The sequence below is a fragment of the Pseudomonas sp. LLC-1 genome, assembly GCF_002992185.1.
Taxonomy (GTDB): domain Bacteria; phylum Pseudomonadota; class Gammaproteobacteria; order Pseudomonadales; family Pseudomonadaceae; genus Aquipseudomonas; species Aquipseudomonas monteilii.
In genome coordinates this window covers 209,765-232,902 of sequence record NZ_LUVY01000019.1, presented here as the reverse complement: position 1 = coordinate 232,902, position 23,138 = coordinate 209,765, and the positions used below count along the sequence as shown (strand labels likewise).

Sequence of the window (23,138 nt, the reverse complement as noted above, 5' to 3'; positions counted from 1 at the left end):
GATATGCTCATACAGGTTTGGCACATTCTGCTCGAACAGCGCCAGCAATGCGCTTTCCAGGTCGGGCGGGGCCGCACTCGCTGCCGGCAAGTAGGCCTGTGGCACGGGCGCCGCTACCTGTGGCCGCATATCGACCAGGTGCAAGTCTGCTGGCGCCACCACCTGATACCGGCACACCAGCAACGCATGGTGAATGGCGTTCTCCAGCTCGCGGATGTTGCCTGGCCAGCTATGCGCCAGCAGTTTGCGTTCGGCATCCGGGCTGAGCGAGGCGCGCTCGTACCCCAAACGCCGGCAATGCTCTTCGATGAAAAATTCCGCCAACGGCAGGATGTCCCCCGGCCGCTCGCGTAGCGGCGGCAGCCGGATGGTCGCGACGTGCAGGCGGTAGAACAGGTCCTCGCGGAAATGCCCCGCCACCACCGCATCGGCCAGGTTGACGTTGGTTGCCGCCACCAGCCGCACGTTGATCGGGATCGGCGTGCGTGAGCCCAGGCGCACCACTTCACGCTCCTGCAGCACCCGCAGCAACTTCACCTGCATGTTCAGCGGCAGGTCACCGATTTCGTCGAGAAACAGCGTGCCGCCATTGGCCGCCTCGAACCAGCCGGCCTTGTTGCTGGTGGCACCGGTAAACGCGCCTTTCTCGTGGCCGAACAGCTCGCTCTCCACCAGGGTTTCGGCAAAAGCACCGCAGTTCACCGCCACGAATGGCTCACGCCCACGGCGGCTGAGGTGATGGATGTGGCGGGCGACCAGCTCCTTGCCGGTGCCGGTTTCGCCGATGATCAGGGTATTGGCCTCGCTGGGCGCCAGGCGCTCGATGCGGCTGAGCAGTTCCTGGGAGCGCGGGTCCTTGAACACGAGCACGGTGGCACGTACCGACTTGGTCAGCTCGCGGGCATTGGGGTGGGTGATCAGCGACATGGGGGCATTCCTGGCAGTTGACGCGCCAGCCAATAGTGCATGAAACAAATTAGATCAAAAAATTATTAATTAATATTTAGATATTCGAATCAGGAATATTTAATTTTCCAGCAGTCGACTGCTGCTGCAGCAGCAACCCGCCAGCACCCCCCTGTTTGCCGATCAGCAGGCCTGGCTCTTCACAGCGCCTTCGCTGTTTCCTGAAAGGCCCGTAACACATGGGCTGTAGCCATTTTCAACGCTACTGGCATGCATTTCGCTCCAGGCCTGTCGAACCTTTGCCTGGAGCTGCACATGAACAATCCCTGGCGTCATGCCCTTACCCTGCTGCTTGGCCTGTTCATCAGCCTGGCTGCCTTGGCAGCCGAGCAACCGGCGGCGGTACGCATCGCCATCGTCGCCTTCACCCAGGGCGGCGCACCTGTGTTTGGTGGCATTCCCGGCCGAGTCATCGAAGAGGGCTGGCTGGAACAGCAACTGGCTGCCCGCGGCGTGAAGCTGCAATGGACCGCCCTGCCCCATGCCGGCGCCGGGCCGCAGATCAACGAAGGCTTCAGCAACGACAGCCTGGACTTCGCCGTGCGCGGCGACCTGCCCTCGGTGATCGCCGGTGCCGGTCAGGTGCCGGGCAAACTGGTAGTGCCCGGCGGCAGCGGCAACAACATCTACCTGGTGGTGCCAAGCACTTCCACGGTCCGCAGCATCCAGGACCTCAAGGGCAAACGCCTGGCCCTGCACCGTGGCCGGCCATGGGAGTTCGCCTTCAGCAACTTCCTGCAAAGCCAAGGCCTGCAACTGAGCGACTTCAAGATCGCCAACCTCAACCCGCAGGTCGGTGCCGCTGCGGTGTCCGCCGGCAAAGTGGACGCCGCCGTGCTGCTCAACGAAGCCTATGCCCTGGAAGACAAAGGCGTGGCACGCATCCTCTGGTCGACCAAGCAAGGCGCCAACGACTGGCGGCTGGTGTCGGACCTGTGGGGCACCGACCGCTTCGTTCAAGAGCACGCCGACCTGACGCAGCTGGTGGCCACCGCCTGGGTGCGGGCGGCCTGGTGGATCTCCCAGGAGCAGAACCGCGACGCGTACTACGCGCTGTCATCGCGTGCGGGCGTCAGCGAAAGCGTATTGCGCCGTGACGACCAGGACGACCCGGTGGCGTGGAAAGCGCGCTGGGCACCGAAAAGCGACGCCCAGCTCAAGGCCCACTACGACGCGCTGGGCCAGTACGCCCTGGCCAACCGCCTGATCCGCGCGCCCTACGATATCACCCACGACCTGGCCACGGGTTTCACCCGCCAGGCCCTGATCGACCTGCAACTGACCCACTACTGGCCGTCATCAGACGCTCAACTTAGCCAACAACCTTGAGACCCTGACTCATGAAACTGCCTGCATCCCTCATCTTCGGCCTCAGCGCCCTGGCCTTGTCCATCGGCGCCATGGCTGCCGAAACCTACGCCCCCAAACCCGACCCGCAACAGGGCGATGGCCGCGTGTCAGCCTTCTACACCTGGACCAAGGCCATCCCCGCCACGCCCGGCAAACTGTTGCGCAGCGAACCGCTGGAACAGGCCTTGAGCCTGCCCAACGCGGCCAGCGCACAACGCATCCTCTACACCTCGCTGGACGGCATCGACGGCAAAACGCCGGTGGTGGTGTCCGGCGCGCTGTTCATCCCCAAAGGCAAGGCGCCAGCAGGTGGCTGGCCGGTCGCCAGCTGGGGCCATGGCACCGTCGGCGTGGCCGATATCTGCGCGCCGTCCTGGGCCGGGCGCAGCTACCGCGACGTGCAATACCTCAACCGCTGGCTCGAAGAAGGCTACGCCATCGTGGCCACCGACTACCAGGGCCTGGGCGTACCCGGTGGCCACCCGCTGCTGAACAACCGCATGGCCGCCTACGGCATTCTCGATGCAGCCAAGGCCGTGGTGGCCGGCGTACCGGGGCTGGCCGACAAGGTGCTGATCATCGGCCAGTCCCAGGGCGGTGCCGGGGCGTTTGCCGCTGGCGCTTACGCGGCCACCTATGCGCCCAAACTGGGGGTCAAGGGCAGCATCGGCACTGGCGTGATTTATACCATCGGCGCGAAAAATGTCGGTGAGCAAGACCAGGACAAGGTCGACCCGGCCTTGGCCTATGGTTTCTACACCCTGCTCGCGGCCCAGCAGTACGACCCGAGCATCGACCCACGCGACTTCTACACCGACAAAGCCCTGCCGTTGTTCGAACAGGCACGTACCAGCTGCCTGTCATCGCTGGTCAGCGACGTGGTCGGCACCGGCCTGACCCCGGCCAATGCCAAGAAAGACTACAAGGGCGACAAGCTCAAACCATGGCTGGCGCAGGTGTCGTACCCGACCCTGAAGCTGGCCCAGCCAATCTTCATCGGCACCGGCGCCGAAGACAAGACCCCCGCCGCCGCCACTCAAGTGGCGCTGATGCAGGACGCCTGCAAGGCCGGCTCCGTGGTGCAGGGCCACTTGTACAAGGGCCTGGGCCACAGCGAAACGGTGAATGCCTCGCTGAAGGACTCGATCCCCTTCGCCCGCCAGGTCATCAGCGGCCAGCCGGTCACCCCCAACTGCAGCCCAAGCGTCCAGTAAGGAGGCCACCCCATGAGCATCGAATTCTTCACCCGCCTGCCGTTGCACGGCGAAACCCAGTTCCTGCCCGGCGACCCGCGCAACCGTGGCGACTGGCATGCGGGCGGGGTTAGCACCGGGGCGGTGTCGGGGTTTGCCGTAGGTGATCACTTCACCTATATCGACTACCTCGGCCAGATCGCCCGCGCGGCGGAAATCAACGGTTTCGGCGGCGCGCTCATGGTCAATGCGCCGACCGGCGAAGAACCGTGGACGGTGTGCTCGCTGCTGGCCCGGGAAACGCGCACGCTGAAATTCGTTACCGCGTTCCAGCCCTACCATTACACCCCATGGGTGGCCGTGCAGCAGGCCGCGACCTACCAGCGCGCCACCGGCAACCGCCTGGTGTGGAACATCATCAACGGCGGCTCGGATGCCATCCAGCGTCAGGTCGGCGACTTCGAGGGCCATGACGAACGCTACGCTCGCGCCACCGAATTCATGGACGTGGTGCGCGGCTATTGGCACAACGAGCAGTTCCACTACGAAGGCACCTATTACCGTGCCGAAGGCGGCGGCCTTCGCGGCCCACTGAAAAAGGCCGAACTGCCGCTGATCTGCACGGCCGGCTCATCGGTGGCTGCGCGGGAATTTGCTGCCAAGCACGCCGACTTCTACCTGATGCGCGCCGAACACCCGGACGAGATCGCTGCGCTGATCGCCGACATTCGTGCCCGCGCGCTGAAGTGGGGGCGCACCGATATCCGCTTTGGCCTGTCCATCGACGTGATCACCCGCGACACTGAAGAGGCGGCGTTGGCCGAGGCCAAACGCTTCTTCGACGAAGGCGTGGCCAAAGGCACGGTCAAGGCACGCGCTGCCCATGCAGGCCTGCGCACCGCACGCAAGCTGAGCTACGAGCACGGCTACAACGACAAGGACGAACAACAGGCCTTCGACGACTTCTTCATCCACCCCAATGTGTGGACCGGCTTCGGCTACATCGGCATCCCGCCGGGCTGCGCGCTGGTAGGCAGCTATGCCAACGTGGTAGCGCGCATCCACGAGTACCACGGCATCGGCATCGACCTGTTCTTCCTGGCCGGCTACCCGCACCTGGAAGAGGCCTACCGCATCGGCGAGCACATCCTGCCGCACTTCCGTGCGCAGCGCGCAGCCCTTGCCCGCCCGGCAACCGAACCCGTGCAACTGCACGCCAGCAACGGAGCCTGACGCCATGGCCAGGGACGGTTACCCACTGAGCCGGCGCAGCTTCCTTGGCCACGCCGGCGTGCTGGCCGGCGGTTTGCTGGCCGGCTGCGGCCCCGCCGACAGCCCGAGCCATGCCGTGGCCGACCAGCCGCGCCATGGCGGGCGCCTGCGTTTAGGCATCATCGACGGCAACCAGAGCGGCAACCTCGACGCCCACAAGCCCATCGGCAGCGGCATCGTGCGTGGCTTTGCGCTGTACAGCAAGCTGTGGGAATGGGACGAGCAGATGCAGCCGCGCCTGGCCCTGGCCGAGTTCGCCGAGCCCAACGCCGATGCCAGCAGCTGGACCCTGCGCCTCAAACCCGGGCTGGAGTTCCACCATGGCAAGACCATCGACGCCGAGGACCTGATCTTTTCCATCCGCCGCCTCACCGACCCGCAGCTGGCCTCGCCCTACGCGGCGCTGCTGCACTGGGTGGACCGCGACAACCTGGTCAAGCTTGACGAGCGCACCGTACGCCTGAGCTTTCGCGAGGGCCGCAGCTACCTGCCGCTGCCGGAAACCTGGGTCAACTTCGGCGGCATCGTGCCGGTGGACTACCACCCGGTCACCAACCCGGTCGGCGCCGGGCCTTACAAACTGAAAAGCTTCACCCCGGGCCAGCGCTCGCTGTTCACCCGTTTCGACAACTACTACAAACCCGGCAAGCCCTACGCCGATGAACTGGAGATCATCGACTTCAAGGACCAGACCGGCCGCCTGGCGGCACTGCGCGCCGGGCAGATCGACATGGCCAACGTGATGTCCACCGAGCACCTGCAGGTGCTGCAGGCCGACCCACGGTTGCGCCTGCTGAAGTCGGTGAGCGGCAACTGGCTGTCGTTCGACATGAACACCGCCAAGGCCCCGTTCGATGACCCGCGTGTGCGCGAGGCGTTCCGCCTGCTGGCCGACCGTGACGAGCTGGTGCGCCGTGCGCTGAATGGCCAGGGCCGGGTGGCCAATGACCTGTATGCACCGTTCGACCCCACCTTCGACCACAGCATTGGCCCACGCCCCTATGATCCGCAGCGTGCAGCGCAGTTGCTGCGAGAAGCCGGCCATGAGCAGTTGCAGGTGGAGCTGGTGACCACGGCCGGGCCGGGGCTGGCTTCGGCACTGGTGCTGGCCGAGCAGGCCCGGCGCATCGGCGTGACGATCAACGTGCGCCAGGTTGACCTGGCTACCTTCCAGGGCCCGCAGCGGGATGACTGGACCCTGAGCACCGGTGGCAGCATCGGCGCCCCGTTCCTGGCCAGCGCGATTCATACCGACGCGCCGTTTGCCGTAGCCAACAAGACCCACTTCAACGACCCCGAATTCAGCCAGGCTTTTCTCGCCGCCATGGCCCAACCGGACCTGGAAAAGCGCAAGGCGCTGGTGCACCGGGCCCAGCGCATCCAGTACGAGCGCGGCGGCATGCTGATCTGGGGCTTTGCCGACTTGCTCGACAGCGTCAGCACCCGCGTGGGTGGCGCGCAGGCAGAGCAGTCGCTGTTCAGTACCTGGCGGTTCGAGAGCCTGTGGCTCAGAAGCTGACCTACCAGCCTTGCATTGGCTGCACTGGCCCTATCGCCGGCAAGCCAGCTCCCACAGGGACTGCGCAATACTTGAGACCTGCGCTGTACCTGTGGGAGCTGGCTTGCCGGCGATAGGGCCGGTACAGGCAGCACAAATATCAAACCAACCGCAGGCGCGGCTGCGCCCTCGTTTTTCCCACATTCCTACTTTTGAACGAGGCCCAGCCAATGCCCCGCGTTACCTTGCTGCACCCAAAATTCCAGCCCAGCGCCCTGACGCTGGCCATCCTGGCCACCAGCACGTCATTGGCCCACGCCGAAGACACCCAGCTGCAAACCGTCACCGTGCAGGCCGAGCAGACCGACGACGACGCACTGCCCACCCGCCCGCCCGCTTCGATCTATGGCGGCCTGGAAGCCAAGGTGCTCGACACCCCGCGCTCGGTCACCCAGATCAACGCCGAACAGCTTGCCAACGACCCCATCCGCAGTTCCGACGACCTGGTCAAATACGCCCCCGGCATCACCCGAGGCGGTGGCCAGAACGCCGGGATCGCCCCGCAAATGCGCGGGCAGAACACCGAGGTGTTCCAGGACGGCCAGCGCGCCTACGGGGTTCGCCACCCCGCCAACTTCAACGCCTACGAAGGCGCCGATATCGTCGCCGGGCCGTCGTCGGTGACCTATGGATCGGTCAGCGGCAGTGGCGGCTACGTCAACTACCTCAGCAAGAAACCCGACTTCAACCGATTCCGCACCAAGCTCAGTGGCGAGATCGGCAGCTGGATTCCCGATGGCGAATCACGCGATGCCACCAAATTCAGCATCGACAACACCGGCCCGCTCACGGACAACCTGGCCTACCGGGTCAGCATCACCCGCCAGCGCCAGGAAGACTTCTACGACAACGTCGAGAACAACTTCGACGCCTTCTACGGCGCGTTGGCCTGGCGCAACGACAACGTGCGGGTGGACTGGAATGCCGCCTACGACGACTACTACGACTACAACATCACCCACGGCTGGAACCGCGCCACCCAGGACCTGGTCGACCACGGCAAGTACTACGCCGGCCGTGCCACGCCGATCATCCAGAACGGCAACACCCTGTGGTCGCCGGTGCTGTCCTCGGGCGCTGCCGACGCCCAGGTGCTCGGCTGGGTGCAACGCCAGCGCAATGCCCAGGGCCAGTACGCAGTGGTGGACGGCAGCTTTCAGGGCGCCTCGCCCAATACCCAGGCCAACCCCGGCAGCCTGCGCGGCTGGGTCTACGACCCGTCGTTGGCAGGCAATGGCCTGACCTCGTTGTCGTCACAAACCGGCCAGCGTGCACAGGATGAAAACCGCTCACGGCGCTTTACCACGCAACTGCGCGTCGAAGGTGACCTGACCCCGTCGATCACCCTGGCCAACAGCACCTTTTACCAGCACTCCACCGACACAACCGACGCCGTGGGTGCGTTTCAGGTGCAAGGCAAGGACGATATCTTCGACAACCGCTTCGAGTTCCGCGCCCGTGGCCAGTGGCAGCTGGGCGACCTGACGCTGGTCGATGACAGCAACAGCGGGCTGATCTATCGCCGCGAGCGCAACGAGTCGATCGCCGCCAACAACAGCTTCGGCAGCACCATCAACGCCTATGACCTGACCCTCGACCCCACCTTTAAAAACCCCGGTGACCTGCTCGGGCTCACCGGCCGCAACCCCGCAGGCGGCAACGCTGCGTGGATCGGCCAACCCGGCGTGCCGCAGTTCTCCAGCTACTACGGCTGGCTCAACCTGCCGGCCATGTACCCGGCCGGGCATGGCCTGTATGCCGAATCGGTGGCGCCGTACACCGCCGACAGCACCTGGACCACCAAGACCCTGTTCAGCCAGCACAACCTGCGCCTGGGCGAGCGTGTGGGCCTGAACGTGGGCGCCAGCCGCAGCTGGATCGATGCCCGTATCGAAAACCCCTTTGTGCTGCCCGGCGGCAACCCACGCAAGGACTCGGACAACTACCGGCTGTTCTCGGTGCAGGTCAGCCCCTATGTCAAACCCACAGAAAACAGCACGCTGTACTACACCTTCGATCGCTCGCTGGCGGTGAACACCGGCTTCTTCACCAACGGCCTGGGCTGGGGCAGCGGCACGGGGGCCAACCAGCTCAACCCGCTGGCCTTCGAGAGCCTGAGCGTGTTGCATGAGGTGGGTTTGAAAGTGGAGGCCGTGCCCGACCAGCTGTTCCTCACCCTGGCTGCCTACAAGCAGGCCCGCGACCAGTCGCCGGACAGCAACAACAACATCGCCCGGTTGATCGTCAAAGGCTGGGAGGCAACGCTGCGCTACCAGGACCAGAACCTGCGCAGTGGCCTTAACCTCAGCCGCATCAGCGCCTACAACGAGTTCACCAGCCAGGCCGGGTTCGCCTCGGCCGGGTTCGTCCCCGACAACGGCACGGTATTCGGCGACAACAACAGCCTCAACCAGCGGCCATCCGGCAAGTTCGATGCGGTGCAGATCCCCGAATACAACGCAGGCGGCTATGTCGACTACCGCTTCGATTCAGGGTTTGGCGTGGAGCTGTCGGGGTGGTGGACCAGCAGCTGGTACCTGAACCTGAGCAAGACGGTGAAAGTGCCGGACGAATACAACCTTGACCTCGCCGTTTACTACCGCCAGCCGCAATGGGGCGTAACCGTGCGCATGCTCAACGTCACCGACGAGCTGAATTTCGTCAGCGGCCTGGCCGGGTCGACCAACACCTTCCTGCAGCCGATGCCGGGGCGGACATTGTTGGCGCAGGTGGATTATCAGTTTTAGAGGTTTGTTGTCTGGGAGATCGAGCGCCGCGCGGGCGGCGCTCGATCTCACAGGCGCCAAACTTCTTCAGACAAACCAACATCAAAACCGGGCAAGGCTCGGCGAGTGCGCCACCAGGTTGCGGGTATAGGCGTCCGCCGGCCGCTCCAGCACCTGCCCGGCACTGCCCTGCTCCACCACCCGCCCCTGGCGCAACACCAGCACGCGGTCGGCTATCGCCCGTACCACGCCCAGGTCGTGGGTCACGAACAGCAACGTCAGCCCCTCGCCCTGCAAGCGCCGCAGCAAGGCCAGGATCGAGGCCTGCACCGACACATCCAGCGCCGAGGTAATCTCGTCACACACCAGCAACTTCGGCTCGCAGATCAACGCCCGGGCAATCGCCACGCGCTGACGCTCGCCGCCGGAAAGCCCCTGCGGGTAAAGGTCCGCCACACGCGCCGGCAATGACACCCGCGACAACACGGCCTCGACCCGCTGCCGGGCCTCGGCACCCCGCACGCCAAAAAAGTGCGCCAGGGGCGCACTCAAGGTTTGTCCCACCGTCTGCCGTGGGTTCAGTGCACGGTAAGGGTTCTGGAACACATACTGAACCTGGTGCCGCAACCGTGCATCACGCTGCCGGGCAGCGAAAGCCAAAGGTTGCCCGGCATAGCGCATTTGCCCCTGCACGTTCTCGCCCAGCCCGGCAATGGCCCGGGCCAGGCTGGTCTTGCCCGAGCCGGACTCACCGACCAATGCCAGGCATTCACCCTGGCGCACCTGCAGCGACACATCGAACAGCACCTGGCGGTCATAGGCGACATCCAGGCCCTGCACCTCCAGCAGTACGTCACCGGGGGCTGACAGCGTTTCGACCGGCACGTCGTCCAAGGCTACGGTTTCCAGCTGCGGCACCACACACGCCACCTGATGCCCATCTGCATGCGCCAGCAACGATGGCTCGATGACCGAGCACTGCGCCCGACGCTGGGCACAGCGCGGTGCAAAGGCACAGCCATCCGGGCGCTGCCCCGGTGCCGGCGCATGCCCGGCAATCGCCTGCAATGGCTGGCGCCGGGCAATGTCGGGAATGGCCGCAAGCAAGGCACGGGTGTAAGGGTGCCCGGGGATGCGGAACAGCGCCTCACGCCCGGCCACTTCCACCAGCCGGCCGGCGTACATCACCATCACCCGATCAACCAGGTCACGCACCACCGCCAGGTCATGGGTCACGTACAGCGCCGCCACCCCATGGCCACGACACAGGTGCTTGAGGGTTTGCAACACATGGGCCTGGGTGGTGACGTCCAGCGCGGTGGTGGGCTCATCAAGCACGATCAGCTTCGGTCTCAAGACAAACGCCAGCGCCAACATCACCCGCTGTTGCTGCCCGCCAGACAGTTGATGCGGGAACCGCCGCAGGAAGGTGTCGTCATCAGGTAGGCCCACATCCACCAGGGTTTCGCCAATACGCTTGCGTACAGCCTCACGCGACAGCAATGGCTGGTGCGCCAACAGGGTTTCTTGCAGTAAGGCCCCCAGGCGCAGCGCGGGGTTAAGCGCCGTGGCCGGGTCCTGGGCCACGTAACCGACCAACCCGCCACGGGCCAGGCGCAGCGCCTCGCCTTCCAGTTCGAGCAGCGATTGCCCGGCCACCACTACTTGCCCACCCACAATGCGTGCACCCTGCCGGGCATGGCGCAGCAAGGCGGTGGCCAACGTGGTCTTGCCCGAGCCGGACTCGCCCACCAGGCCAACGATTTCCCCAGCCGCCAGGCTGAAAGAAACCTCGGCCAGCACATCGACCTGCCCGGCCAGCTCTACCCGCAGGTCACTGACCCGCAACACTTCACTCGTAACATTCAACGGCGCGTTCATGGCTGCTTCTCCCCGATCCGTGCACTGGCCCGGCCAATGCCTTCGGCCAGGATGTTGGTGCCATAGGCAAACACCCCGATGAGCAAGGCAGGTGCCAGTACGGCCCAGGGCTGTACCAGCAGGCCTGCCTGGTTTTCGTTGATCATCAGGCCCCAGTCCGCAGCAGGCGGCGCCACCCCGTAGCCCAGGAAACTCAGGCCCGACAGCATGCCCACCGCCCAGGTGAGCATGTTGCCGAAGTGCACCAACAGCGGCGTGAGGATGTTCGGCAGGATTTCCTGAAAGAGGATGCGCCAACGCGGATAACCCATCATCTGCGCCGCCTCGACAAACTCCTGCCCCGCCACCGCCACCGCGCTGCCACGGGCCAGGCGGATGACGCCGGGGGTGAAGGCGATGGCCACGGTCAGCACGATCAGCCACGGCGCCCGGCCGAGCATGGACACGATCAGCAGCACCAGGATCAGGTCCGGGAACGCCAGCGACACGTCGGCCGCCCAGCTGATGGCCTGGTCCAGGCGCCTGCGCGAGAACCCGGCCAACAGGCCCAGGCTACCGCCGACCAGTAACGCGAGGGTGGCCGCCGCCACCGACATCCACAACACCGACAGGCCGCCACTGAGCAACCGCGACAACAGGTCATGGCCCAGAAAATCATGCCCCAGCGGTGCCTCGGCAGCTGGCGGGCCATACACCGGCCCAACCATTGCCGTGGACGCATGCGGCGCCAGCCAAGGGCCGAGTGCTGCCAGCAGTGCTACCAGCAACGTGATCACTGCGCCGCGCCGCACTTGCGGGTCGGCCAGCCAACGCGATTCAATCATGGGTCGCCTCCTGGGCCGGGGTGCTGCGTGCGCGGCGCCACCACGGGCGGATACCACGCCGGACACGGCGGATCATCCGCACCCGGCGTGCTGTGCGCAGTTTGGGGGTGAGCAATACCGTCAGCAGGTCGGCCAGCAGGTTGATCAGTACCACCGCCAGGGTGATGACCAGCACCACGCCCTGGATCATCGGCAGGTCGCGCATCTGGATCGCCGCGTTCAGCGCGGTGCCAATGCCCGGGAAACTGAAAATGACCTCGGCCAGCAGCGCACCACCGACCAGCGTGCGCAGGGTCAGCGCCACGCCTTGAATGGCCGGGGTCAGGGCATTGGGTAACGTATGCCGCCAGACAATGCGCCGCTCGGGGATACCGCGCAGGCGCGCGGCAATCACATACTCGGACTCCAGCGCTTCGATCATCGAGGCGCGCACCATGCGTGTGAGGTACGGCAGTGCCGTCAGGCTCAGGGCCAGCACCGGCAGCACCAGCGACGGCCACTGCCGCCACAACGGCAGCTGCGGGTCGAGGATCGATACCGCCGGCAACCAGCCCATGCCGGGCATGGAGAACAGCAGCACCAGGCCGATGGCCAACAGAAAGCCCGGTGTGGCCTTGAGCAGGATCAACGCCGACAGGCTCCAGCGGTCCAGCCGGCTGTCGCGGCGCAGGGCCAGGCTCACGCCCAGCAACAGGGCCACCGGCACCACCAGCGCCAGCACCCCGGCCAATAAGGCCAGGGTGTGGCCCAAGCGGCCGAACAACAGCTGCGCCACCGGGACCTGGGAATCCAGCGATACCCCCAGGTCCCCGCGTAGCGCAGCGCCCAACCAGCGCAGGTACTGCACCAGAATCGGCTGGTCGAGGCCCAGCTGGCGCTGCAGGGTGAGGATGCTTTCCAGCGGCGCATCCGGGCCAAGGATCACCCGCGCCGGGTCCGAAGGCAGGGCCTGGGTGGCAATGAACACCACCAGGCTGATCACCCAGGCCGTCAGCAGCCCGTAACCGAGGCGACCGATGAACCAGGCCAGCCAGGCCGGTGTGCGGGGCGTGTGTCGAGTATCAGGCATTGGGGTTCAACCAGAGTTCGTCGAAGCGCCAGGAGGCAAAAGTGGTCTGTTCCGGGGTGAGGCCACCCACCTTGGCCGACGCGGCATCGAGCACGTCGGAAAAGCCCCAGATCAGCAGCCCGCCACGTTCGTGCTGGATGGCCTGGGCTTCATGCACCAAGGCCTTGCGCTGCGCCAGGTCGGGCTGGGCCAGGGCCTGTTGGTACAGCTCGGTAAAGCGCGGATCGTGGAAGTTGCTGCGGTTGTAGATGGCCTGCGGCGCATCGTTGTGCAGCGCCGAGGCAAGAAAGCCGCGCGCCGGGGTCGAGCCTGGCGACAGTTGCCATTGCTCACGTTGCGGGCCGTTGAAGACGGACCCGTCCACCTGATTGACCTTCACCTGCACCCCGGCCTTCAGCGCCTGCTGGGCAAACACCAGCGCGGCATTGACGCCGGGGCCTGGCGTGGTGGTCAGTTCGACGCGCAAGTCCTGCTGCCCGGCCTGGCGCAGCAGGGAACGGGCCTGGTCGAGGTCGTACGGGCGCTGGGCAATACCGTGGTTGTAGGTGGGGTCGTGGGGCGAATACAGGTCGTTGGCCACCCGGCCAAAGCCATTGAGCCCCCGCGCCACCAGTTCCTGGCGGTCGGCCAGCAGGCGGAACGCCTGGCGCACACGCACATCCTGGAACGGTGCCTTGGCCAGGTTCAGGTTGAAGCCGGTAAACGAGGTGGTTGGCGAGGCATACAGGCGCAGCCGTGGGTCGGCCTTGAGCAACGCACTGTGCTCGGCCTGCACGCCACTGGCCACGTCGATCTGCCCGGCGCGCAGGGCGGCGGCCCGCGATACCTGGTCTTTGAATTCGATGATTTCCAGCTCGTCCGCATAGGGGCGGTTGGGCTTGTAGTAGTTCTCAAAACGGGTGTAGAGCGAGCGCTGGCCGGGGATGAAACTTTTCAGCCGGTACGGCCCCGCGCCCACCGGGTTGGTGACCGGGTGGTAGTCGGTGGGCACGATGCCGCCGAAGCTGATCAGCGTTTCATCGAGCGGGTAAAAGCTTTGGCCCTGCTTGAAGCGGATCTCCACGGTGCGCTCATCCAGCTTGCGCAGCGCCTGGCGATCAATGGCGCCGACCAGCCCGGCGAATGGCGATGCCAGTTGCGGGTCGGTCAGCCGCAGGATCGAGAACAGCATGTCGTCGGCGGTGATGTTTTTGCCGTGATGGAACTCCAGCCCCGGCTTGAGGCGGATGGTCCAGGCGCTGGCATCGGCATTCGGCTCTGCGAACTCGGCCAGTGCCAGGCGCGTGCTGACATCGGCATTCCACTCCCAGAACTTGGCGTACAGCGCCCAACCTCGAATGATGCCACCGCCCACCGGCTTGTGCGCATCGAGGTTGCCGGCCTGGTCGCCGTCGATAATACCCACGCGCAAGCGCCCACCGCGCACCGGCGTGCCCGGCAACGCCGCACTGGTGGCTGCCGGCAAGCCACTGTCGCAGCCGCTGAGCAGCCCGCCGCCGAGCAGCAGGCCGCCACCGACGGCCAGGCTGTTGCCGAGAAACACCCGGCGCGAAAACAGCTCGCTCATCACCCTCTCCTTAGGCCGGTTGCGCCACGACCGGCTTGCTCGCCGCGCCCAGGCGCGGTACGTCGAAGCCGTGGTCCAGGTCCAGCAACGGGAACAGCAGGTCGGCCACCCGGTGCGCCTCGTCGATCAGCGGGAAGCCCGACAGGATGAACGCCGACGTGCCCTGGGCTTCGTACTCGCGGATGCGCTCGGCGACCTGCGCGGCGCTGCCGACCAGGTAAGTGCCGGCAGCCGGGCCGAGAATGTTGAAGCCGAACAGGCTGGGGCCCAGCCAGACGTTGGGGTAGATCTCCAGCTCGCGGGCCGTGGGCAGGCGCCCGGCGCGGATGCTGTCGAGGTTGCGCTGAATGCGCGGGTCGTCGCTGACATAGCTGTCGAAGGTCTGGCCGGGAGGCAACTGGCGTTCGATGGCCGCGCGCGCGGTGGCCAGCGAAGTGCGTTGCAACAGGCGCTCGGCGTGGGCCCAGGCTTCTTCCTCGGTCTCGCGCACGATCACCTGCAGGCGGGTGCCGTAGGTCAGCTCCCGGCCGATCTTCGCCGCCTCAGCGCCTACCCGGCGGAACTTGTCGCCCAGCTTTTGCGGGGTGTCGGCGAAGCTCAGGTACACGTCCAGCAACTGCACCGAATGGGCTACACCCGGTGCCGAGGTGCCTGCGCCCCACAGCGGTATGCCGGGCTTTTGCTTCGGTGGGTGCCAACCGCCCAGCGGGTGATGGGCAGCCGCTGGCGAACGGGGTGAAAGCTTGACGTAGCGGCCGTCGTAGCCGGCAGTTTCGCCTGCGTAAAAGCTTTGGAAAGCGCGCCAATATTCCAGGCTGAAGTCGTAGCGTTCATCGTGCGGGTAATGCACGCCCAGGGTGGCTAACCCTGCGTCGTTGCCGTTGACCACATTGAACAGCAGGCGGCCGTTGGAGAACTGGTCGAAGGTGAGCGCCCACTTGGCCAGCACTGCTGGCGACAGCTCGCCGGGGTGCTGGGCGACCAGGAAGCGCAGGCGCTTGGTGGCGTCGATCAGCGCTGCCGACACGGCCAGGCTTTCGTTAGGGCTGGAGCCGAGCAGCGAGCCGTAGAAGCCCAGGCGGTCGGCGGCGATGGCCAGTTGCTTGAGGTGTTCGAAATCGGTGTGCCAGCGGCCTTCGGGCTCCCAGGGATAGGGGCCGTCGGGGGTGGTGAGGTACCAGAGGATTTTTACTGCCATGTAAGTGTTCCTTGTATCAGATGAGATGTTTGCCTACCGACCCTTGGGGCTGCTGCGCAGCCCTTTCGCGACACAAGGCCGCTCCCACATTGATCGACGTACGCAGGACGTTTGTGGGAGCGGCCTTGTGTCGCGAAAGGGGCGCACAGCGCCCCCAGCGATCTGATCAGTTACGCCGATCGATGCCAGGCACCAGGCCCAATTCGGTGGCACGGTCGTACAACCCGCTCATCTTCCACTGCTGGGTCAGCACCCCCGGCCCGTAAGGCCGCGATCCACCCAGCGCATCCGCCAACAGCTGAATCTGCGCCCCCTCCTCCAGCAACAGGATGAACTCCGCCGTGGCCCGCAGCCCCTGCTTGCCCCACACCGTGGAGCCGCCGTTGGCTTCCAGGATCGCCAGGTTGAACGGGTTCTCGGCAATTTTGTCGAGGATGAAATCCACCTCGGCCTGACGCCGGTCGATGTACACCGGCAGCTCGCGGGCCAGCTGGTAGCGCTGCACCGGCACGTAGTGGAACGGCAAGGTGCGATGGGTTTGCGCCCAGGCACCCAGGTACGGGCTGTGCACGTGTGACACGGTGGTGACATCGGCATGGGTCTGGAACAGCTTGGTGTAACGGCCCAGGCCACCTTTGCCCTTGCCGACGATGACGTTGCCGGAAAAATCAGTGACGGTGGCCTGCAACGGCTTGCGGTGGTTCCATGGCCCGCCGTAGTTCACGGATACCAGCAGCTCTTCACCAGGCACGCGCTCGATGAAGCCGACGGTGCCATTGGCGGTGATGGTGTTGGTTTCGCGAAATACGCTGAAGGCCGCTTCGGCTTCAGCCACCACCTGGTCGATGAAGGCTTGCAGTTCGGCAGTGACGGGGCGTTCGTTGATCAGTACGGTCATGTTCAATCTCCAGTCAGGTCAGGCGCGGCGCTGGGCCAGCAGTTCATGGGCAGCTTGCAGAGGCCGCGGGTCGACCCAGTCGGCGATGTCGAAATCGGCTTCGAGGAAGCCGTGCAGGTACAGAAAATCCTTTTGCGTGCCGAGGAAGGCCAGGCGTTGCGCGGACAGGTCCGGGGCCAGGGTGGTGTGGAAGTCGCCGCGATAGGCTTCGGCTACGCCCTGGCTGCCGGCGCGGGTTTCTTCTTCGAGGATGCTGTTGAGCGCGGCGCGGTTGCCGGCTGCCCACTCGGCGGCACGCAGCGTTTGTGCAAGGAAACGCACCACCAGGTCGAAATGGTTGTCGAGCAGGCGCTGGTGCACGGTGATTGGCCGCGGCGTGCCGTTGTTGATGCGGTGGCGCGGGTCGGGCAGCAGGTCGAGGTCGACGCCGACCACCAGCCCCAGGCGGCGCGCGGCATCGGCAGCGGCCGCGCCCTTCACGTACACCGCATCGACTTCACCGCGTGCCAGGTATTCAAGCCCCGACCACAGCCGTTGCAGGCCCAGTTGCGGGGTGGCAGCACCGGCCTGGTCGAGCAGCGCTACCTCTACCAGTTGCACGTCATCCAGGTGCAAGCCTGCCGAAGCCAGGGCGCCTTTGTAGCCATGCAGGCTCATGGCACGGGCAATGCTGCCAGGCCGGGTATCGCCCCAGGCCGGCAGCGCCAGGCGCTTGCCACGCAGGTCGGCGGCGCTGCGGATGCCGGAATCCGGGCGGACCAGAATGGTCTGCCATTCCTCGATCCAGGTCAGGCCGATCAACCGGCTGGGCGAGCCGGCCGCACGGGCGGCCAGCGCCGGCACGTTGCCGCCTTCTCGAAACAGCCCGGGCAGCTGATGATCGTAATGGTGGTGGCCAAGCTGGCGGGCCTCCTGCAGGGTCGAGACTGGCAGGCCGTCGGCAGCGAACTCCTGCTCCAGCCAGCCGAGCTTGTAAGCGATGCCTGAGGCAGTGGGCACGGGGCAGCGGGTGAACCAGATACGCTCCAGCGCGGACGGGTCGTCTGCCAGGCGTTTTGCGATGGGGGTTGCGAGGGTCATGGGGTGGCTCCTTGGGCGTCGTGAAGGCAGCATTGCAGTGTGCGTGCCAACCGCTGGAGGCCTTGATTTACGCGGGGTTTGCCTTTGGTTGCGGGCGCTGTTTGCTGGGCTGGGAGCAGGATTGCGGGCGGGGTGCTGCCAGATCAGCAGGGCGTGTGTTGCCGGGGCAGCAAAAAGTAGTGGAAGCCACGCAGGACGGGGCCTACAGAGGGGTGGCAAAGATATTGCTCAAGGGGTTGGGACCGCGGTGTAGCCATTCGCGGGCATGCCCGCTCCCACAAGGGCCAGCACAACCCTCAAGGGCAGTGCAGGTCCTGTGGGAGCGGGCAAGCCCGCGAAGCAGGCGCACTGGCCCCATCAGACAAACCGAGACCCCTCAATGAGCGCCATAGAACCCTCCCCCGCCCGCCGCCTGACCAGCGAAGCCGAGGCCATCGAAGTAGCCCGCCAGGTCGCCGCGCAAATCGCCGAACTGGCCGCCGACCCAAGCAACAACGGCCAACTCCCCCGTCGCCAGGCCGAGCTGTTGTCCAGCAGCGGCCTGACCGCGATCGCCGTACCCGCCCAGTTCGGCGGCCTGGGTGCCTCGGTGCAGACTGTGGTCGAAACCGTACGCCTGGTCTCCACTGCCGACGGCGGCGTCGGCCAGCTGCTGCAGATTCACAACGTGATGCTGCGCGGTATCTTTACCGGCTACCCGGATGACGTGCGCGACCGGCTGATTGCCGACGTGCTGGCCGGCAAGCGCTTCGGCAACGCCTTGGCCGAAGTCGGTGGCAAGAACAAGTTCGCGCTCAAAACCCGCGTCGAGCGCCGCGCCGATGGCCAGTGGGTGCTCAACGGCAGCAAGTTCTACTCCACCGGTTCTTACCTGGCCGAATGGATCTCGCTGACCGCCGCCAGCGAAGACGGTGGTGTGGGCGTGCTGTTGCACCGCGATACCCCAGGGCTGACCCTGGTCGATGACTGGCAGGCCTTCGGCCAGCAGAACTCGGTGAGCGGCACAGTGAACTTCGACGACATCGTGCTCGACGAGCGCTACCTCACCCGCCGCAGCGGGCCGATGAAACGCACCGGCCTGACCTTCCCGCAAATCCTCCACGCCGCCATCGACACCGGCATCGCTGCGGGCGCCTTGCAGGCGGCTGTCGAGTACCTGCGCGAGCATGCCCGGGCCTGGGTGGAGAGCGGCGTCGAACGCGCCAGTGACGAGCCGCATGTGATTCGCCAGATTGGCGAGTATGCCGTGGCGCTACGCGGCGCCGAGTCGGTGTTGCGCGAAGCCGCGCGGGTGTTCGACGACCACGAGCGCGACCCGGAGAACAAGGCGCTGCAGGATGAGCTGATCTTGTCGGTAGCAACGGCCCGGGCACATTCCGATGCCGCATCGCTGAAAATTTCCAGTGATCTGTTTTCGCTGCTGGGGGCCAGCGCTTCGCTGAGCAAGTGGAACCTCGACCGCTTCTGGCGCAATGCCCGGGTACACACCACCCACGACCCGATCCGCTGGCGGCTGCACAACGTGGGCAACTATTACCTGAACGGGGCCGACCCAGGTGAGTACACGGCAGTGCTCAATGCCAAGGAAACCCAGGGCGCTACTCGCCGTTAAAACCCCATGCGGCCCAATCGCCGGCAAGCCAGCTCCCACAGGACCACATCAGGCCCAAGGCCAGCGCTGTACCTAAGGAAATGCTCTCAGGACGGCACCAGGCTCAAGGGCACTGCTATCACTGTGGGAGCTGGCTTGCCTGCGATGGGCTGCGAAGCAGCCCCCTTTGAGTGATCTACATGAACCACCCGCTCCTTCGGGCATTGGCCATCTACCGCGAAATGCCTTGGCGCTTCGCCTTGGTCACCGCCCTTTATATCGCCGGCAACCTCGGCCTGGCCTGGCAGCAGTGGCTGATCGGCCATGCGGTCGATGATGTCAGCACCGGCCGCGCCGTGCAGCGCCTGGCCGACGGTAGTCTGGACGCCAGCGTGGGCTGGCACTGGCTGTGGTTGCTGCTGGCCATCGCCCTGGGCCGTGGCCTGCTGCAATATGCCGCCGCCGTGCTGTCACTGGTACTCAGCCAGGCCCTGCTCACGCGCCTGCGTGAACGCATCCTCCTCCAGGTGCAGCGCCTGCACCTGGGGTATCACTGGCAACACGGCATGGGCGAACTGGTTACCCGCACCACCCGCGATGCCGACAAGGTGCGCGACGCGCTGATCACTTTCTGGCGGCAGATCATCGAAACGCCGCTGGTGGTGGTCGCTGCCGTTGGCCTATTGAGTTGGTATGACCCGTTGCTGGGCCTGATACCCCTGCTGCTGACCGGCGCCGGGCTGTGGCTGTTCGTGATACAGACCGATCGCCTGGTCACGCTGGACCGCGCCGTGGCCGCCGCCTACGACCAGGTCAGCCAGGACCTGGCCGAAGGCATCGGCGGGGTGCGGGTGATCAAGGCGTTTGGCCTGGAACAACAACGCATCGCCCGTTTCACCAGCCAGGTCGACATATTTAGCGGCCACGCCCGCGCCGCCCTCGCCTACGCCAGTTCGCGTATTCCGCTGCCACAGGCCGTAGTGGCGCTGGGGCATGTGTGGATCCTGGTGTACGGCGCCCACCGTGTGGCCGCCGGTGCGCTGGGTATCGGCGAGCTGGTGACCTCGCTGCTGGTGGCGACCACGCTGGTGTTTCGCATCGAGGGCATTGGCCGGGTGATGCAGACCTTCGCCGATGCCCGGGCCAGTGCCGAACGCATCTGGCAACTGCTGGACGAACGCCCGGCCATTGTTGGCGGCCACACCACCCTGCCTGCCGGGCCGCTGGGGCTGAAGCTGAACCAGGTGCAGGCGGGTGCCGTTGAAGCTGGCCGGCCTGTCCTGCAAGGCTGCTCACTCACCCTGAGGCCCGGTGAAGTGGTGGCGCTGGTAGGCGCCACTGGCACCGGCAAGAGCCTGCTGGCCAGCCTGCTGCCGCGACTGACAGATGTGCAGCACGGCAACGTGCAGGTCGGTAGCGATGCCGGCGGTTGGTACGACGTGCGCGACCTCGACCTGGCCGATCTGCGCCGCCGTGTGCAGGTGCTGCCGCAAGAAAGCTTTCTGTTCTCCGACAGCCTGGCCGCCAACCTGCGCATGGCCGCGCCGCAGGCCAGCGACGCCCAGTTGCGAGAAGCGTTGCGCCTGGCCGCCGCCGAGGACGTGCTGGAGCGCTTGCCCCACGGCCTCGACACGCCACTGGGTGATCGTGGCGTGACTCTTTCTGGCGGCCAGCGCCAACGCCTGTGCCTGGCCCGGGCACTGCTTGGCGCGCCCGACATCCTCTGCCTGGACGACGCCACCAGCGCCCTGGATGCCTTGGGCGAACGCCAGGTGCTGCACAACATCCGCCGCCTGCACAGCACAGGCAGCCAGGGCCCGACCTTGCTGCTGATTACCAGCCGCCTTTCCACGTTGCTGCTGGCCGACCGCGTACTGATGCTGGAAAACGGCCGCATCAGCGCCAGCGGCAGCCATGCCGAGCTGAGCGCGCACAACGCCCATTACCGCGACCTGCTGGGGATCGACCATGACTGATGTGCAGCACTCCCCTGGCAGCGATATCGACATCGAGCAACGCCTGGCTCGCCAGGCGCTGGACCGGGGCATGTTCCACCGCCTGTTGCCGCTACTGCGGCCCATTCGCCGGCAAATCGTGGCAGTGATCGGCATCGAGCTGCTGCTGGTGTTTACGGTTTTCCTGCGCCCATGGTTTGTGCGCGAACTGCTGGACAGGGGCCTGGTGCCCAGCGCCGACCACTGGCTGCTCGACGAGCGCCTGGTGCTGTGGCTGGGCCTGGGGCTGGCAGCCAGCTGGCTGGGGCGATTTCTGCTGGCGGGCGTGTCGCAGTTCATTGCCGGGCGTGCGGCAATCGGCGTGCTCAACACCCTGCGGGTTAAAGTGTTCGCCCATGTGCAAGCGCTGTCGGTGAGCTACTTCGACCAGACCCGCGCCGGGCGCATTATCGCCCGTGCCGACCGTGACGTGGATGCGCTAGAGCCCTTGCTGGTGCAAGGCCCGCCCGAGCTGCTGGGCGCCCTGCTACGCTGCGGCCTGGCGGCAGTGATGCTTTGGCGCATCGAACCCGGCTTCTTCTACAGCCTGGCGGCCACGGTACCCCTGCTGGCCGTGGCCACCTGGCGCTTCAAGCGGGTGTCGCAGCGCAACTGGGCCAAGGTGGCCGAGCAACGCAGCCGCTTCACCGCGCACCTGGTGGAAAGTGTCAGTGGCGTGCGGCTGATTCAGCAATGCGGCCAGGAGCAGACCAACCAGGCACGCTATCGCCGCCTGCTGGAAGACTTCAACCAGGCGCTGATACGCGGCAGCCTGCGCGCTGGCTGGTTCGCGCCGTTCACCGCGTTGCTGAGCACCGCCGGCATGGCCGTGCTGTTGCTGGTCGGCGCCCATGGGCTGGCGGAGGGCAAGGTTACGGTTGGCCAGGTGGGTGAGAGCCTGTTCTATGTGTTCCTGTTCCTTGGCCCGCTGCAGGAGCTGTCGGACCTGTTCGAACGCTATGCCACCGGCAGCGCATCCGCCCAGCGCATCTTCCTGCTGCTCGACACGCGGCCACAGGTGCTCGACCCGACCGCACCACACGCACTGGCCAGGGCACGTGGCCAGGTGGACTTTGACGCGGTCGGCTTTGCCTATGTGCCTAACAGTCCCCGGCCAGTGATCGACGGGCTGAACCTGCATATCCGCGCCGGTGAAGTGCTGGCCATCGTCGGCCCCTCGGGGCATGGCAAGAGCACCCTGGTGCAGTTGCTGACACGCTTCTACGAAGTGCAGCACGGCGCCGTGAAACTGGACGGCATCAACCTGCGTGCGCTGGCCCAGCACGACTTGCGGCGCAACGTGGGTGTGGTGCTGCAGGACAATGTGCTGTTCAGCGGCAGCATCCTCGACAACCTGCGCCTGGCGGCACCGGCTGCCGACGATGCGCAGTTGGTAGCTGCAGCCCGCGAGTTGGGCGCCGATGAGGTACTGGAACGGCTGCCGCAGCGCTACCACACCGAAGTCGGCCCGCTAGGCGCGCACCTGAGCCATGGCCAGCGCCAACTGGTGTGCCTGGTGCGGGCGTACCTCGCCGACCCGGCGGTGCTGGTACTGGACGAAGCCACCTCGGCGGTGGACGTGCACACCGAACGGCGCATACAGCGTGCGCTGCGCCGGCTGTGCCAGGGGCGCACGGCGATCATCATTGCGCACCGGTTGGCGACTATTCGCGATGCGGACCGGATTGCCGTGGTACGGCACGGGAAGGTGGTGGAGCAAGGGGCGCATGCCGAGTTGATCGGGCAAAGTGGTGCTTATGCGGCGCTGTACGACGCGTATCTGCGCAGTGCCGGGGAGGCTATGACCGAGGCATGATCTGAGGGCCCAATCGCCGGCAAGCCAGCTCCCACAGGATCTCCACTGAACCTGAGGCCTGTGGAGTCCTGTGGGAGCTGGCTTGCCGGCGATTGGGCCAGTGCAGGCTAACCCTGCTGCTGCTTCAACATCCACTGCTGCCCGATTGCTGCCAC

The 23,138-nt window shown here is 65.8% G+C and carries 16 protein-coding genes; 8 read left to right on the top strand and 8 right to left on the bottom strand.

Annotated elements, in window-relative coordinates:
- The coding region (locus A0O30_RS22190; RefSeq protein ID WP_105948026.1) for a sigma-54-dependent Fis family transcriptional regulator at positions 1-927 on the bottom strand (927 nt) is incomplete at its 3' end.
- A gap of 294 nt (positions 928-1,221) precedes the next feature.
- On the opposite strand from A0O30_RS22190, the gene A0O30_RS22185 reads away from it, so the two are divergent.
- The 5 genes from A0O30_RS22185 (at position 1,222) to A0O30_RS22165 (ending at position 9,086) form a co-directional block, all read left to right on the top strand.
- Complete coding sequence (locus A0O30_RS22185; protein WP_105948025.1) at positions 1,222-2,295, top strand: ABC transporter substrate-binding protein; 1,074 nt, start codon at positions 1,222-1,224, stop codon at positions 2,293-2,295.
- An 11-nt stretch (positions 2,296-2,306) separates the two neighbouring features.
- On the top strand, positions 2,307-3,530 hold the full coding sequence (locus A0O30_RS22180; RefSeq protein ID WP_105948024.1) for a lipase family protein: 1,224 nt from the start codon (positions 2,307-2,309) through the stop codon (positions 3,528-3,530).
- A 12-nt stretch (positions 3,531-3,542) separates the two neighbouring features.
- The gene (locus A0O30_RS22175; RefSeq protein ID WP_105948023.1) at positions 3,543-4,742 is read left to right on the top strand and encodes an LLM class flavin-dependent oxidoreductase; all 1,200 of its coding nucleotides are present in this window, start codon (positions 3,543-3,545) and stop codon (positions 4,740-4,742) included.
- A gap of 4 nt (positions 4,743-4,746) precedes the next feature.
- Complete coding sequence (locus A0O30_RS22170) at positions 4,747-6,300, top strand: ABC transporter substrate-binding protein (protein ID WP_105948022.1); 1,554 nt, start codon at positions 4,747-4,749, stop codon at positions 6,298-6,300.
- Between the two features lie 209 nt (positions 6,301-6,509).
- The gene (locus A0O30_RS22165; RefSeq protein WP_105948021.1) at positions 6,510-9,086 is read left to right on the top strand and encodes a TonB-dependent receptor plug domain-containing protein; all 2,577 of its coding nucleotides are present in this window, start codon (positions 6,510-6,512) and stop codon (positions 9,084-9,086) included.
- A gap of 81 nt (positions 9,087-9,167) precedes the next feature.
- Here the strand turns inward: A0O30_RS22165 and A0O30_RS22160 are convergent, their stop codons facing one another.
- From A0O30_RS22160 to A0O30_RS22130, 7 genes are all read right to left on the bottom strand, one after another.
- Positions 9,168-10,946 (bottom strand): ABC transporter ATP-binding protein, encoded by a 1,779-nt coding sequence (locus A0O30_RS22160; protein ID WP_105948020.1) that lies wholly within the window; start codon positions 10,944-10,946, stop codon positions 9,168-9,170.
- On the bottom strand, positions 10,943-11,770 hold the full coding sequence (locus tag A0O30_RS22155; protein WP_105948019.1) for an ABC transporter permease: 828 nt from the start codon (positions 11,768-11,770) through the stop codon (positions 10,943-10,945). Before A0O30_RS22155 ends, A0O30_RS22160 begins: the two co-directional genes overlap by 4 nt.
- Positions 11,763-12,839 (bottom strand): ABC transporter permease, encoded by a 1,077-nt coding sequence (locus A0O30_RS22150; RefSeq protein WP_105948018.1) that lies wholly within the window; start codon positions 12,837-12,839, stop codon positions 11,763-11,765. Before A0O30_RS22150 ends, A0O30_RS22155 begins: the two co-directional genes overlap by 8 nt.
- Positions 12,832-14,406, bottom strand: coding sequence for an ABC transporter substrate-binding protein (locus tag A0O30_RS22145; protein ID WP_105948017.1), 1,575 nt, complete (start codon positions 14,404-14,406; stop codon positions 12,832-12,834). The genes A0O30_RS22150 and A0O30_RS22145 overlap by 8 nt, the downstream gene beginning before the upstream one ends.
- 10 nt (positions 14,407-14,416) lie before the next feature.
- Positions 14,417-15,604: an LLM class flavin-dependent oxidoreductase gene (locus A0O30_RS22140; RefSeq protein WP_105948016.1), complete on the bottom strand. Its 1,188-nt coding sequence runs from the start codon at positions 15,602-15,604 to the stop codon at positions 14,417-14,419.
- A gap of 166 nt (positions 15,605-15,770) precedes the next feature.
- Positions 15,771-16,502 carry a class II aldolase/adducin family protein gene (locus A0O30_RS22135; protein WP_105948015.1) on the bottom strand — a complete coding sequence of 244 codons (732 nt, stop codon included), beginning with the start codon at positions 16,500-16,502 and terminating at the stop codon, positions 15,771-15,773.
- Between the two features lie 18 nt (positions 16,503-16,520).
- Positions 16,521-17,582, bottom strand: coding sequence for an ABC transporter substrate-binding protein (locus A0O30_RS22130; protein ID WP_104835105.1), 1,062 nt, complete (start codon positions 17,580-17,582; stop codon positions 16,521-16,523).
- A gap of 379 nt (positions 17,583-17,961) precedes the next feature.
- Here A0O30_RS22130 and A0O30_RS22125 point away from each other — a divergent pair, with 379 nt between their 5' ends.
- The 3 genes from A0O30_RS22125 (at position 17,962) to A0O30_RS22115 (ending at position 22,983) form a co-directional block, all read left to right on the top strand.
- On the top strand, positions 17,962-19,194 hold the full coding sequence (locus A0O30_RS22125; RefSeq protein ID WP_105948014.1) for an acyl-CoA dehydrogenase family protein: 1,233 nt from the start codon (positions 17,962-17,964) through the stop codon (positions 19,192-19,194).
- 179 nt (positions 19,195-19,373) lie between these two features.
- Positions 19,374-21,149: an ABC transporter ATP-binding protein gene (locus A0O30_RS22120; RefSeq protein WP_256589749.1), complete on the top strand. Its 1,776-nt coding sequence runs from the start codon at positions 19,374-19,376 to the stop codon at positions 21,147-21,149.
- On the top strand, positions 21,142-22,983 hold the full coding sequence (locus tag A0O30_RS22115; RefSeq protein WP_105948013.1) for an ABC transporter ATP-binding protein: 1,842 nt from the start codon (positions 21,142-21,144) through the stop codon (positions 22,981-22,983). Before A0O30_RS22120 ends, A0O30_RS22115 begins: the two co-directional genes overlap by 8 nt.
- Positions 22,984-23,138: the final 155 nt, after the last annotated feature.

What these genes read in the sequence shown, in the direction of transcription:
- A0O30_RS22165 (WP_105948021.1), top strand. Translation starts at nt 6,510, where the DNA reads ATGCCCCGCGTTACCTTGCTGCACCCAAAATTCCAGCCCAGCGCCCTG.
- A0O30_RS22115 (WP_105948013.1), top strand. Translation starts at nt 21,142, where the DNA reads ATGACTGATGTGCAGCACTCCCCTGGCAGCGATATCGACATCGAGCAA.
- A0O30_RS22150 (WP_105948018.1), bottom strand. Translation starts at nt 12,839, where the DNA reads ATGCCTGATACTCGACACACGCCCCGCACACCGGCCTGGCTGGCCTGG.
- A0O30_RS22145 (WP_105948017.1), bottom strand. Translation starts at nt 14,406, where the DNA reads ATGAGCGAGCTGTTTTCGCGCCGGGTGTTTCTCGGCAACAGCCTGGCC.
- A0O30_RS22130 (WP_104835105.1), bottom strand. Translation starts at nt 17,582, where the DNA reads ATGACCCTCGCAACCCCCATCGCAAAACGCCTGGCAGACGACCCGTCC.
- A0O30_RS22170 (WP_105948022.1), top strand. Translation starts at nt 4,747, where the DNA reads ATGGCCAGGGACGGTTACCCACTGAGCCGGCGCAGCTTCCTTGGCCAC.
- A0O30_RS22180 (WP_105948024.1), top strand. Translation starts at nt 2,307, where the DNA reads ATGAAACTGCCTGCATCCCTCATCTTCGGCCTCAGCGCCCTGGCCTTG.
- A0O30_RS22160 (WP_105948020.1), bottom strand. Translation starts at nt 10,946, where the DNA reads ATGAACGCGCCGTTGAATGTTACGAGTGAAGTGTTGCGGGTCAGTGAC.
- A0O30_RS22135 (WP_105948015.1), bottom strand. Translation starts at nt 16,502, where the DNA reads ATGACCGTACTGATCAACGAACGCCCCGTCACTGCCGAACTGCAAGCC.
- A0O30_RS22125 (WP_105948014.1), top strand. Translation starts at nt 17,962, where the DNA reads ATGAGCGCCATAGAACCCTCCCCCGCCCGCCGCCTGACCAGCGAAGCC.
- A0O30_RS22120 (WP_256589749.1), top strand. Translation starts at nt 19,374, where the DNA reads ATGAACCACCCGCTCCTTCGGGCATTGGCCATCTACCGCGAAATGCCT.
- A0O30_RS22140 (WP_105948016.1), bottom strand. Translation starts at nt 15,604, where the DNA reads ATGGCAGTAAAAATCCTCTGGTACCTCACCACCCCCGACGGCCCCTAT.
- A0O30_RS22185 (WP_105948025.1), top strand. Translation starts at nt 1,222, where the DNA reads ATGAACAATCCCTGGCGTCATGCCCTTACCCTGCTGCTTGGCCTGTTC.
- A0O30_RS22155 (WP_105948019.1), bottom strand. Translation starts at nt 11,770, where the DNA reads ATGATTGAATCGCGTTGGCTGGCCGACCCGCAAGTGCGGCGCGGCGCA.
- A0O30_RS22175 (WP_105948023.1), top strand. Translation starts at nt 3,543, where the DNA reads ATGAGCATCGAATTCTTCACCCGCCTGCCGTTGCACGGCGAAACCCAG.